The sequence below is a fragment of the Arthrobacter sunyaminii genome (assembly GCF_018866305.1).
Lineage (GTDB): Bacteria > Actinomycetota > Actinomycetes > Actinomycetales > Micrococcaceae > Arthrobacter_B > Arthrobacter_B sunyaminii.
Window position 1 is genome coordinate 1047365 of sequence record NZ_CP076456.1, and the last position, 12618, is coordinate 1059982.

The following is a 12618-nucleotide window of genomic DNA, read 5'->3' on the forward strand; positions in this document are numbered from 1 at the left end:
GACTCTGCGTGTGGACCCCATTTTCTTTCCTGGAGGAACATTGAAGAACTTCCCGCGCAGCTTCAAGCGCAACGCCGGCGTTTCCGCCGCCATGCTGGGCGTTTCGGCGCTCCTGCTCTCCGGCTGCGGCGCCGCCCCCGAAGAAGAGGACAGCTCCTCCGAGGCCGCGGGCAGCGCGAACAGCGACTTCACCGCCTGCATCGTTTCCGATGAGGGCGGCTTCGATGACCGCTCGTTCAACCAGTCCAGCTATGAGGGTCTGAAGGCTGCAGAGAAGGATCTGGGCGTCACGGTCCGCGAAGCCCAGTCCCAGTCCGAGACTGACTTCCTTCCGAACCTGGACTCCATGATCAGCGAAGGCTGCAACCTCACGGTGACGGTCGGCTATCTGCTGGCAGACGCCACCAAGTCCGTGGCAGAGGCCAACCCGGACCGCAACTTCGCCATCGTCGATGACAACAGCATCGATCTGGACAACGTCAAGCCGATCATCTACGACACGGCCGAGGCAGCCTTCCTGGCCGGCTACGTAGCGGCAGGCACCTCCGAAACCGGCAAGGTGGCCACCTACGGCGGCATCAACATCCCCACCGTGACCATCTTCATGGACGGTTTTGCGGACGGCGTGGAGTACTACAACGAACAGAATGACGCCGATGTAGCGCTGCTCGGATGGAACAAGGCCGACCAGACCGGATCCTTCGTGGGTAACTTCACGGACACAGTGGCCGGCAAGACCACCACTCAGAGCTTCCTCAACGAAGGCGCCGACATCATCATGCCGGTTGCCGGCCCGGTTGGCGACGGCACGCTGGACGCCGTTGTCGAAGCCAACGCAAATGGCGGCAGCAACAAGGTTATCTGGGTCGACTCCGACGGTTTCCTGACCAACGACAAGGGCACCGAGTACATCCTGACCTCGGTCATGAAGCTCATGGGCGAAGCCGTTGAAGAGGTCATCTCCACCGACGTCGAGGGCAGCTTCGACGCCGCTCCGTACATCGGCACCCTGGAAAACGGCGGCGTGGCCCTGGCCCCGTACCACGACCAGGAAGATGCCGTTCCGGCCGACGTCAAGTCAGCTGTGGACGAGATCAAGGCCAAGATCATCTCCGGTGAGATCACCGTGGAATCTGCCGCCAGCCCCCAGTAAGCAGGGGTAAGCGGCACCTGAACCGCCGTTCGTCCGGCTGCGTTGCAGCGGGGGGACGGCGGTTCATTCTGTTCCGGGTACTCTCCATAGAGAGAAGCCCACACACTCAGACACAAACAGATTGGTTGGGGTTGTGAAACTCGAACTCAAGGGCATCACCAAGCGCTTCGGCACCCTGGTTGCCAACGACCACATAGACCTGGTCATCGAACCGGGTCAGGTCCACAGCCTCCTCGGGGAGAACGGCGCGGGCAAATCCACGCTCATGAATGTCCTCTACGGCCTTTACGAACCCACCGAAGGCCAGATCCTGATCAACGGCAAACCCGTTGTCTTCTCCGGTCCCGGGGACGCCATGGCGGCCGGAATCGGCATGGTCCATCAGCACTTCATGCTGGTGCCGGTCTTCACCGTCGCGGAAAACGTGGCGCTGGGACATGAAAGCACCAAGTTTGCCGGCACGCTGAATCTTGAAGCCACCCGCACACGTATCCGGCAGATTTCTGACCAGTACGGGTTCGACGTCGATCCCGATGCCGTGGTGGAGGACCTGCCGGTGGGCGTGCAGCAGCGCGTGGAGATCATCAAGGCGCTGATTCGTGACGCCGAAGTTCTGATCCTCGACGAGCCCACTGCAGTGCTCACTCCGCGTGAAACCGATGAACTGCTGGCCATCATGCGGCAGCTGTGCGACGACGGAAAATCGGTGGTCTTCATCTCGCACAAGCTGCGTGAGGTCAAGGCGGTTTCCGACGTCATTACCGTGATCCGGCGCGGCAAGGTGGTGGGTGATGCGCCTCCCAGCGCTTCGACCACCGAGCTGGCCTCGATGATGGTGGGCCGCTCCGTCAGCCTGAACCTCAACAAGGCCCCAGCGGAGCCCGGCGCCAATACCTTCTCCATCCGTGATCTGGTGGTGCGCTCCGACACCGGGCAGGCCGTCGTCGACCACGTGAGCTTTGACATTGCCAAGGGCGAGATCCTCGCCGTCGCCGGTGTCCAGGGCAACGGGCAGACTGAACTGACCGAGGCCATTATGGGCCTGCAGAACCACGTCACCGGCTCCATTCTGCTGGACGGCAATGAACTGGTGGGACGCAGGGTTGAGCAGGTTATCGACGCCGGCGTGGGCTTTGTGCCCGAAGACCGCAGCGTTGACGGCCTCGTTGGCACCTTCACCGTCGCTGAGAACCTGATCCTCAACCGCTACAACAAGGCCCCGTTTGCACGCGGGCTGTCCATGCGGCCGGCGGTTGTGGCAGCCAACGCCGGCGAAAAGATCGAGGAGTTCGATATCCGGACCCAGTCCGCCGAGGCTGCGGCGGGAACACTTTCGGGCGGCAACCAGCAGAAGGTGGTCATGGCGCGTGAGCTCTCGCGTCCGCTGTCGCTGTTCATTGCCTCCCAGCCGACCCGCGGCGTCGACGTCGGGTCCATCGAGTTCCTGCACAAGCGGATCGTGGCGGAGCGCGACGGCGGGACCCCGGTTCTGATCGTGTCCACCGAGCTTGACGAGGTTCTGGAACTGGCCGACCGCATCGCCGTGCTGTACGGCGGCAAAGTCATGGGAATTGTCCCGGGCAACACTTCACGCGATGTCCTGGGCCTCATGATGGCCGGGATGCGCGCTGACGAAGCACTTTCGCACGAACGCGAGACTAAGGGAGGGGCGCAGTGAGCCCGGAGGAGAAAAACAGGCAGCCGGGCGAACCAGCCCACCGGAAAGAGGAAGCAGAGGCAGAAGAAATGCGGCTGCTGACCGCTGCCGAAACCGCGGGCGGGGCGCTGCCGCCGCCGCCCGTTCCGGTCCCCGAAACAGAGTTGCATCCGGAAGAGAAGCAGGCATCGGTCCTGCACCGCATCGTCACGGGCGACGCACTGGTTTCAGTGCTGGCAGTGGTGATGGCGCTGATCGTCGGCGGGCTGCTCATCGCGCTCACTGACGAGGACGTTGCCGAATCAGCGGGGTACTTCTTCTCACGGCCCGGGGACCTGCTGGGTGCTGCCTGGTCGGCTGCCTCCGGCGCCTATGCCGCCCTGTTCCAGGGATCAATCTTCAACTTTAAAGCCGATTCCTTCTCCCGGATGATCTATCCGCTGACGCAGACCCTGACGGTTGCAACACCGCTGATCTGTGCCGGACTCGGCGTGGCCCTGGCCTTCCGGGCCGGTCTGTTCAACATCGGTGCGCAGGGCCAGATCATCATTGGCGCCACTCTGGCCGCATGGGTTGGCTTCAGCTGGCACCTGCCGGTTGGCCTGCACCTGATTGTGGTCATCCTCGCCGGAGCCATCGGCGGCGCAGTCTGGGGCGGCATTGCCGGCCTGCTCAAGGCACGCACCGGCGCGCACGAGGTCATCGTGACCATCATGCTCAACTACATCGCGATCCAGCTGGTGCTCTTCCTGCTGACCACTCCGGGTTTCCAGCGCCCGGGATCCACCAACCCGATCAGCCCGCAGCTTGACGACACCGCCATGTTCCCGCCGCTGCTGGGCAGCGGCTTCCGCCTGCACTGGGGTTTCATCATGGCTATCGCAGCCACCGTCTTCATCTGGTGGCTGTTGAACCGCTCAACCGTTGGCTTTGAACTGCGCGCAGTGGGCGCCAACCCTGCGGCTGCGCGGAACGCCGGCATCAGCACCACCAAGGGCTACGTCATCGTCATGCTCATTGCCGGTGCACTGGCCGGTCTCGCCGGCGTCGCGCAGGTCTCCGGCACCGAAAAGGTGCTGACCTCCGGGGTGGCCGCAAGCTTCGGCTTCGATGCCATCACCGTGGCGCTGCTCGGCCGCTCCTCCCCGTGGGGAACGTTCGCCGCAGGCCTGCTGTTCGGCGCCTTCCGCGCCGGCGGTGTCACCATGCAGACCAGCACCGGCACCAACATCGACATTGTGCTGGTGGTCCAGTCGCTGATCGTCCTGTTCATTGCTGCACCGCCGCTGGTCCGTTCCATCTTCCGGATTCCGCCGCCCGGTGCCTTCAAGACGGCCGGCAAACGCAGCACCAAGAAAGCCAACGCAGCCGGAGGAGCAGCATGAGCACCGCAACCGCACCCGCCTCCACCGGCCGTCCGGCCGCATCCGAGGCGATCCGCAGCTGGAAGACACCCATTATTCTGGGCGTCCTGGCAATCCTCGGCTTCATCCTCTTCGGGCTGGAAGCGCCGTCTTCCGACGTCACTTTCCGGCTTACCGAGGACAACGCAGCCATCCAGCTGCCCAACATCGTGGTCTCGGCGCCCGTCCTGGGCTGGATCGCCTCGGTGGTTCTGCTGGCCTCGGCGGCTTACGCAGCCATTTTGGTCAGCCGGTACCAGCGCATTCCCGCCTGGCTCATTGCCGTGTTTGCGGTGTTCTTCATCGCAGCCTTCCTGACCTGGTCCATTGGCAGCGCCCGCAGCCCCAGCGTGGCCCTTTACGGGTTGCTGGCGGGGTCCTTCACCCTGGCCTTCCCGCTGATCTTCGGTTCACTCTCCGGGGTGCTCTGCGAACGCTCCGGCGTGGTGAACATTGCCATTGAGGGACAGCTGCTCTTCGGAGCTTTTGCTGCCGCCGTGGCAGGTTCGCTGTCCGGCAATGCCTTTGTGGGACTCTTCGCCGCGGCCGTTGCCGGTGTGCTGGTGTCCCTGGTGCTGGCCGTCTTCAGCATCAAGTACATCGTGAACCAGGTGATTGTCGGCGTCGTCCTGAACGTGCTGGTCTCCGGCCTCACGGGCTTCCTGTTCTCCACGGTCCTGGCTACGGACGCGGCCAAGTGGAATTCCCCGCCGCGCCTGCCCTCCATCCGGATCCCGCTGTTGGCGGATATCCCCATCATCGGCCCGATCCTGTTCAACCAGTCCGTGATCGGGTACCTGATGTACATTGCCGTGGCGGCCATCTACTTTGGCCTGTTCCACACCAAATGGGGCCTGCGCACGCGCGCCGTCGGCGAGCACCCCAAGGCAGCTGACACCCTCGGCGTGAACGTCAACCGCACCCGGTTCATGAACGTTCTGCTCGCCGGTGCCGTCGCCGGCGTGGGAGGCGCGTTCTTCACCCTGGTGGCTGTCTCCTCCTTCAACCGGGACATGACCTCCGGCCAGGGGTACATTGCCCTGGCGGCGCTCATCCTCGGGCGGTGGAACCCGATCGGGGCGCTGTTCGCAGCGCTGCTCTTCGGCTTTGCCTCCAACCTGCAGTCGGTGCTGAGCCTGCTCGGCACCCCGGTTCCGAACCAGTTCCTGGCCATGCTGCCTTATGTGGTGACCATCTTCGCCGTTGCCGGCGTGGTGGGGAAGTCGCGCGGCCCCGCCGCGGGCGGCATACCGTACATCAAGGGCTAGCGGCGCGAAGGCGCCCTTTCCGGCTATTGCTGCCGGGAGGGGCGCCTTCGGTTAATCCGCACAACCACAGGCCGCCGGCCTGAACCGGCAAAACCGCTTGAAGCGAGGAAACAATGACTGAGAACACCGAAACTCCCGCACCCGTTGACTGGGCCGCCCTCACGGACACGGCCCGCGCGGCGCTGGCACACGCCTACGTCCCGTATTCGAAGTACCCGGTAGGCGCAGCGGCCCTGACGGATGACGGCCGGATCATCTCCGGCTGCAACGTGGAAAACGCCTCCTACGGGCTGACCCTCTGCGCCGAATGCGCGCTGGTCAGCTCCCTGCACATGACCGGGGGAGGTCGCCTGGCGGCGTTTGTCTGCGTGGACGGGGCCGGGGAAATCCTGATGCCCTGCGGCCGGTGCCGGCAGCTGCTGTACGAATTCCGGGCACCGGGCATGCAGCTGCTGACCGTCAGCGGCATCAAGACCATGGATCAGGTCCTGCCTGACGCCTTCGGCCCCCAACATCTGGAAGGATAACCACCATGAGTGCTGAGAAGTTTGACGCCGTGGACATTATTGGAATCAAGCGGGACCGGGGCGTTTTGTCACCGGAACAAATTGACTGGACCATCGATGCCTACACCCGCGGGGCCATCGCCGATGAACAGATGGCCGCACTGAACATGGCCATCCTGCTCAACGGCATGACCCGCTCCGAGATCTCCCGGTGGACCGCAGCCATGATTGCCTCCGGGGAGCGGATGGACTTCTCCTCCCTGGGTAAGCCGACCACCGACAAGCATTCCACCGGCGGCGTGGGGGACAAGATCACCCTGCCGCTGGCACCCCTGGTCGCCGTGTTCGGCGTCGCCGTTCCGCAGCTCTCCGGCCGCGGCCTGGGGCACACCGGCGGAACCCTGGACAAGCTCGAAGCCATTCCCGGCTGGCGTGCCGATCTGTCCAACGAGGATTTGATGAAGCAGCTGGCCGACGTCGGCGCCGTCATCTGCGCCGCCGGCGCAGGCCTGGCTCCGGCGGACAAGAAGCTCTATGCCCTGCGCGACGTCACCGGAACAGTGGAAGCCATCCCGCTGATCGCCTCCTCGATCATGAGCAAGAAGATCGCCGAGGGCACCGGCTCACTCATCCTGGACGTGAAGGTGGGCTCCGGAGCGTTCATGAAGGACGAAGCGAACGCCCGCGAGCTGGCCGAAACCATGGTGGCGCTGGGCAAGGACGCCGGCGTCAACACAGTGGCACTGCTGACCAACATGGCCACGCCGCTGGGCCTCACCGCCGGAAACGCCATTGAGGTGCAGGAATCCGTCGACGTCCTGGCCGGCGGCGGCCCCGAGGACGTGGTGGAACTGACCGTGCGGCTGGCCGAAGAAATGCTGGCCGCCGCCGGCCTGCCCGACGCCGACCCGGCAGCAGCCCTGAAGGACGGCCGAGCCATGGATGTGTGGAAGCGCATGATCTCCGCGCAGGGCGGCGACCCGGACGCCGCGCTGCCGCAGGCACGCGAATCGGAGACCATCTACGCACCTGCTGACGGTGTGCTGCTGGAACTGGATGCCCTGTCCGTTGGTGTCGCTGCATGGCGGCTCGGAGCAGGACGGGCGCGGAAGGAAGACGCAGTCCAGGCTGGTGCCGGTGTCCGCATGCACGCCAAGCCCGGCGCCCAAATCCGGGCAGGCCAGCCGCTCATGACGCTGCTGACGGATACGCCGGAGAAATTTGAGCGTGCCAAAGAAGCCCTGGCCGACGCCGTTGTCATTGGTCCCGATGGATCCCGCCCCGCGCAGAAGCTGATCATCGACCGCATCAGCTGACTCCGGCTATCCGCCCGCCATCCCCGCACTGTCCGCCGGGCCCCGGGGTTGGCGGGCACCAATGCACTGATGGCATCGTTGTAGGTACCAGAGACCGATTCCGAGGAGAGCAGCCTGCCCGTGCTGAGCGCCGCAATGGACAGTATTAACAACTTCATCCTGACCTCCGCTGACGCTTGGTGGGTCTACCTGGTTCTGTTTACGTTCTGTCTGATCGACGGGTTCTTTCCCCCCGTGCCGAGCGAATCCATTGTGGTGGGGCTGGCCGCGCTGGTGGCCACCGGTGCCGGCGCCAATCCCTGGCTGCTGATGGCCGCTGCTGCGGGCGGCGCATTCCTGGGTGACAACCTGGCGTACCTGATGGGGCGGGGGATCGGCATTGACCGGTTCCGGTGGATGCGCGGACCCCGGATGCAGCGCGGATTCGTCTGGGCCCGCAAGGAGCTGGACAAGCGTGCTGTCTCCCTGATCCTGGTGGCCCGCTTCATTCCCATTGGTCGTGTGGTCGTCAACCTCACCGCCGGAGCGACCGGTTTCCCGCGGCGGCTCTTTGTGGGCCTGACCGCGATGTCCGCAGTGTTGTGGGCGGCATACAGTGTTGCCGTTGGAGCAGTGGCCGGCACCTGGTTCAAGGACAACCACCTGCTGGGCGTAGTGGTGGCCATCGCAGTGGCCATGGTCCTGGGCCTCATCATCGACCGGGTCATCACCAAGCTCCGCGGCCCCACACCCCTGCAGACCAGCCGGGACGCGGCCCGGCTGCGTGTCGAAGCGGCGCGGGCAGCCCAGTCGGCAAGCGCATCCCAGTCTTCCAGCGCCAGCCGGACCGACGGCGGTACCGACGGTGGCACCGACGGCGGCACCGACGGTGCCAGGCATGCCGATGACACCAGGCAGGACATTGAAAACCGGGCCGAAACACCCTGAACCGGCCCGCCCGGAACAGTGCCGCAGCTCACGTAGAGTTGGAACCGTGACTGAGCCTATTCTTCTTCCCGCCGCTGACCCGACCCTCGACATCCTCAACCTGCCCAAGGTTTCGCTGCACGACCATCTTGACGGCGGACTGCGTCCCGCAACGATCATCGAGCTGGCTGCACAGGCCGGACACGAACTGCCCTCCACCGATCCGGTGGCACTGGGGGAGTGGTTCCGCGAGTCTGCGGACTCGGGCTCCCTGGTCCGGTATCTGGAAACGTTTGACCACACGATTGCCGTCATGCAGACCCGTGAGGGCCTGGCGCGGGTGGCCCGTGAATTCGTTGAGGACCTCGCCGACGACGGCGTGATCTACGCCGAAATCCGCTGGGCACCGGAGCAGCACCTCAAGGGCGGACTGAGCCTGGACGAGGTTGTGGAAGCGGTCCAGGATGGGCTGGACGCGGGAGTGGAAGCAGTGGAAGCGCAGGGGCGCCTGATCCAGGTGGGCCAGCTCCTCACCGCCATGCGCCATGGCGACCGCGGCATGGAGATTGCCGAACTGGCCGTCCGGCACCGCCACAACGGAACCGTGGGCTTTGATATCGCGGGAGCCGAGGACGGATTTCCGGCCTCCCGCTTCGCGGATGCTTTCACGTACCTCGCGGAGAACCAGTTCCCCGTTACCGTTCATGCCGGCGAGGCTGCCGGGGTCCAGAGCATCAAGGACGCCCTGGTGCACGGGCGCGCGCTGCGCCTGGGGCACGGTGTGCGGATCGCCGAGGACATCGAGGTTGACTTCGACGACGACGCCGGCAGCGCGGCAGACGGCCTCGGAGACGACACTGCGGTGGGCATGGTGACCATTGGACAGGTGGCCGGCTGGGTGCGGGACCGCGGCATTCCGCTGGAAATCTGCCCCTCCTCAAATCTGCAGACCGGTGCCATTGCCTCCTTCGGTGAGGACATCGAATCGCACCCGATCGACCTGCTGTACCAGACGGGTTTCCAGGTCACGGTGAACACCGACAACCGGCTGATGAGCGGTGTCACGCTGACCGGCGAGTTCGAGCTGCTGGCCGAGGCCTTCGACTACGACCTGGACGACATCCTGGAACTCACCATGAACGCCGTGGATGCCGCGTTCCTTCCGCTGGAAGAACGCGACGCGCTGGCCGCCTACGTGACGGAAGGCTTCAATCAGGCCCGTGGCTGATTCAGCGCCAAACAGCGACGGCGATGACCTGGGCCGGCGGTTCACCCGCCTGGCCGGGATCATCGCTGTCCTGCGGGAACGCTGCCCGTGGACGGCCGCGCTGACGCACGAGTCCCTGCTGGAGTACCTCGTCGAAGAAGCCTACGAGGTTGTCGAGGCAGTGGAAGCAGGCCACACAGGTCCGCAGGATGCCGGTGAGCTCGCCGGAGAGCTGGGCGATGTCCTGTTCCAGGTACTGCTGCACGCCCGCCTGCAGGAAGAATCCGGCCATTTTGGGATCGGGGACGTGGTGGATTCGCTGACCGCCAAAATGATCCGCCGCAATCCGCACGTGTTTGCCCCCGACGGTTCCGTCCGAACGGAAACCACGGACGATCCCGGGGAAATTGAACGAGCCTGGGACGAGGTCAAAAAACGGGAGAAACCCGGACGGACCTCGCCGTTCGACGGCATTCCGGCAGGACTCCCGGCACTCCTGCTGGCCGCCAAAACCCTGGACCGGGCCCGGCGTGCCGGGCAGGAGGCCCTGCCTGCCGCCCCCGACACAGCCCCGGAGCGTATCTGGCGGGATTCGGAGGAGCTGGGAGACCACCTGTTCGACGTCGTGCGCCAGGCACAGGCGCAGGGCCTGGACGCGGAAGCCGCTCTGCGTGCCGCAGTGCGCCGCTTTACGGCCGGGCAATAGGGCGCTCAGCGTTTGAGTGCAACCGGGTATAAGTCGGATTGGCGCCCAAGGGCCTTACTACGGCGCCGGTTTCAACTAGGCTGGAAGCAGACAGCGTGGCCCGTTTCATAGGCCGGGCTCAAGTTACCCCTAGGTTCCAACGAACAGGAGCATTCCCATGGCAATCATTGATGCCATTCACGCCCGCGAAATCCTGGATTCCCGCGGAAACCCCACCGTTGAGGTAGAGGTTCTGCTGGATGATGACACGTTTGGCCGCGCAGCGGTTCCCTCCGGAGCTTCCACCGGAGCCTTCGAAGCCAATGAGCGCCGCGACGGCGAAAAGACCCGTTACCAGGGCAAGGGTGTCCTGCAGGCCGTTGAAGCGGTCATCGAGCAGATCCAGCCCGCACTGCTGGGCTTCGACGCCGCCGACCAGCGCGCGATCGACCAGGCCATGATTGACCTGGACGGCACCGAGAACAAGTCCGGCCTGGGCGCCAATGCCATCCTCGGCGTTTCCCTGGCCGTAGCCCGTGCCGCAGCCGAATCCGCCGCCCTGCCCCTGTACCGCTACCTCGGCGGACCCAACGCGCACATCCTGCCCGTGCCGCTGATGAACATCCTCAACGGCGGCTCGCACGCGGACTCCGACGTCGACATCCAGGAATTCATGATTGTTCCCCTGGGCGCCCAGACCTACTCCGAGGGCCTGCGCTGGGGTGTTGAGGTTTACCACAACCTCAAGTCCGTGCTGAAGGAAAAGAACCTTTCCACCGGTCTGGGTGACGAAGGCGGCTTCGCTCCGAACCTGCCCTCCAACCGTGCAGCCCTGGATCTGATCCTCGAGGCCATCACCCGCGCCGGCTACACGCCGGGCACCGACATCGCCCTGGCCCTGGACGTTGCCTCCTCGGAGTTCTTCAAGGACGGCGCGTACCTCTTCGAGGGACAGAACCGCAGCGCCGAGGAAATGTCCGCGTACTACGAGGAACTGGTCCGCGACTACCCGCTGGTTTCCATCGAAGATCCGCTGGACGAAAACGACTGGGATGGCTGGGTTGCCCTGACCGCGCGCCTGGGCGACAAGGTGCAGCTCGTTGGCGACGACCTCTTCGTCACCAACCCCACCCGCCTGGAGACCGGCATCAAGATGAACGCCGCCAACTCCCTGCTGGTCAAGGTCAACCAGATCGGTACGCTCACCGAAACCCTGGACGCCATCACCATGGCCCAGCGTGCCGGTTACACCACCATCACCTCGCACCGCTCCGGCGAAACCGAGGACACCACCATCGCTGACATCTGCGTGGCCACCAACGCAGGCCAGATCAAGACGGGCGCCCCCGCCCGTTCCGAGCGCGTAGCCAAGTACAACCAGCTGCTGCGCATCGAAGAAGAGCTCGACGACGCCGCCCGTTACGCAGGACGCAGCGCGTTCCCGCGTTTCACGGCAGAGTAAGCCTGCTGCTGGTGGGTACCCTCGTTAACGAGGGTGCCCGCCAGTTGTGTTTAAGCCCTGTGTTATCGAAATAGCTGCGCTTCAGGCCAGTCCGCATTATCAAGGAGTTCCATGCCCACCCGACGTCCGAAAGTCCCCAAGGCATCCGGCGGGGACGGCTCCAGCACCGGGGGGCGCACCAGCCGAAGTGCACAAAAGCCAGCCCGTAAGCGGAACGCCGCTGCGGATCCGGACATCATCAGCGCCACAAAACCGGTGGAGGGCGCCTCGGACGCTGGCATAGGGGTGTCCCGGTCTCGGGCGGAATCAGCGCCGTCATCCAAAGCGTCCGCCAAAGCCCCGTCCGTCAAAGCCGCGTCCGCTAAAACCTCAGCTCCGAAAAACACCAAATCCCGGGCTGAAACCGCCAAAAAGCCAACCGGCCCGGGAACTGCACGTTCCGTCGACGATGCAGCGGCGCCCGGCAAAGCGGCTGCCGCTGCCGGCAGGCTGCGGCGGCGTTCCCGGATCCTGTCCGAAGACAGCGGCACCACAGGATCCCCGGCGGAGTCCTCGGATGAGCTGCGTCCGGTTCCGGCGAAGGCCTTCTCCGGCCGGCTGCTGGTCCTGGCCATGGTCACGCTGGTGGTCACGGTCCTGCTGGCGCCGTCGGTGAACACCTACCTGCACCAGCGCTCGGACATCGCGGCGCTGGAAGCCGAGATCGCCGAGCAGAAGGAAACCTCGGGCGCCCTTCAAGCCCAGCTCCAGCGCTGGGAGGACCCCAGCTACATCAAGCAGCAGGCCCGGGAACGGATTTTCCTGGTCATGCCGGGGGAGACCCGGTATCTGGTCAAGGGCGAGCAGGGCGTGGAGGACGTGGAGCAGGAAGCCCAGGAACAGGTGGAGGACCTGCGGTGGGTTGATGCACTGTGGGACTCCGTCAAAAGAGCAGCCAACGCGCCCTAAGCCGTTCCGCCGCTCCGGCCGTTCCGGCGGTCCGGACGCCGCGGCTTTCTGCGCACAGTAATCTTAGAAGCGCAGTTATCAATAGCCCGGGCCTCGTCCAGGCCCTC

The 12618-nt window shown here is 64.9% G+C and carries 10 protein-coding genes and 1 pseudogene; all 11 read left to right on the plus strand.

All coding sequences use genetic code 11. The features are described 5' to 3' along the window. The first annotated feature begins 40 nt into the window (after window positions 1-40). The 11 genes and pseudogenes from KG104_RS04630 (at window position 41) to KG104_RS17970 (ending at window position 12511) form a co-directional block, all read left to right on the plus strand. Window positions 41-1153, plus strand: a complete 1113-nt coding sequence (locus KG104_RS04630) for a BMP family lipoprotein (RefSeq protein WP_372434146.1) — start codon at window positions 41-43, stop codon at window positions 1151-1153. 133 nt (window positions 1154-1286) lie between these two features. Continuing rightward, on the plus strand, window positions 1287-2831 hold the full coding sequence (locus KG104_RS04635) for an ABC transporter ATP-binding protein (protein WP_207347421.1): 1545 nt from the start codon (window positions 1287-1289) through the stop codon (window positions 2829-2831). A 68-nt stretch (window positions 2832-2899) separates the two neighbouring features. Continuing rightward, on the plus strand, window positions 2900-4195 hold the full coding sequence (locus tag KG104_RS04640; protein ID WP_104055502.1) for an ABC transporter permease: 1296 nt from the start codon (window positions 2900-2902) through the stop codon (window positions 4193-4195). Next, on the plus strand, window positions 4192-5481 hold the full coding sequence (locus KG104_RS04645) for an ABC transporter permease (RefSeq protein ID WP_104055157.1): 1290 nt from the start codon (window positions 4192-4194) through the stop codon (window positions 5479-5481). The genes KG104_RS04640 and KG104_RS04645 overlap by 4 nt, the downstream gene beginning before the upstream one ends. A gap of 113 nt (window positions 5482-5594) precedes the next feature. Then, on the plus strand, window positions 5595-6008 hold the full coding sequence (locus KG104_RS04650; protein ID WP_104104376.1) for a cytidine deaminase: 414 nt from the start codon (window positions 5595-5597) through the stop codon (window positions 6006-6008). 5 nt (window positions 6009-6013) lie between these two features. After that, the gene (locus KG104_RS04655) at window positions 6014-7303 is read left to right on the plus strand and encodes a thymidine phosphorylase (RefSeq protein WP_207347422.1); all 1290 of its coding nucleotides are present in this window, start codon (window positions 6014-6016) and stop codon (window positions 7301-7303) included. Between the two features lie 135 nt (window positions 7304-7438). Then, window positions 7439-8038 (plus strand): annotated as a pseudogene (locus KG104_RS04660) (DedA family protein); the annotation flags it as partial. Window positions 8039-8276: 238 nt separating this feature from the next. After that, entirely contained in the window at window positions 8277-9437 is a 1161-nt protein-coding gene (locus tag KG104_RS04665) for an adenosine deaminase (RefSeq protein WP_237688665.1), read from the plus strand. After that, window positions 9430-10122, plus strand: a complete 693-nt coding sequence (locus KG104_RS04670; protein WP_237688666.1) for a MazG nucleotide pyrophosphohydrolase domain-containing protein — start codon at window positions 9430-9432, stop codon at window positions 10120-10122. Before KG104_RS04665 ends, KG104_RS04670 begins: the two co-directional genes overlap by 8 nt. A gap of 157 nt (window positions 10123-10279) precedes the next feature. Next, window positions 10280-11563: a phosphopyruvate hydratase gene (gene eno / locus KG104_RS04675; protein ID WP_104055161.1), complete on the plus strand. Its 1284-nt coding sequence runs from the start codon at window positions 10280-10282 to the stop codon at window positions 11561-11563. A gap of 111 nt (window positions 11564-11674) precedes the next feature. Then, complete coding sequence (locus tag KG104_RS17970) at window positions 11675-12511, plus strand: FtsB family cell division protein (RefSeq protein ID WP_237686982.1); 837 nt, start codon at window positions 11675-11677, stop codon at window positions 12509-12511. Window positions 12512-12618 lie beyond the last annotated feature (107 nt).

What these genes read in the sequence shown, in the direction of transcription:
- KG104_RS04640 (WP_104055502.1), top strand. Translation starts at nt 2,900, where the DNA reads ATGCGGCTGCTGACCGCTGCCGAAACCGCGGGCGGGGCGCTGCCGCCG.
- KG104_RS04645 (WP_104055157.1), top strand. Translation starts at nt 4,192, where the DNA reads ATGAGCACCGCAACCGCACCCGCCTCCACCGGCCGTCCGGCCGCATCC.
- KG104_RS04650 (WP_104104376.1), top strand. Translation starts at nt 5,595, where the DNA reads ATGACTGAGAACACCGAAACTCCCGCACCCGTTGACTGGGCCGCCCTC.
- KG104_RS04655 (WP_207347422.1), top strand. Translation starts at nt 6,014, where the DNA reads ATGAGTGCTGAGAAGTTTGACGCCGTGGACATTATTGGAATCAAGCGG.
- eno (WP_104055161.1), top strand. Translation starts at nt 10,280, where the DNA reads ATGGCAATCATTGATGCCATTCACGCCCGCGAAATCCTGGATTCCCGC.
- KG104_RS17970 (WP_237686982.1), top strand. Translation starts at nt 11,675, where the DNA reads ATGCCCACCCGACGTCCGAAAGTCCCCAAGGCATCCGGCGGGGACGGC.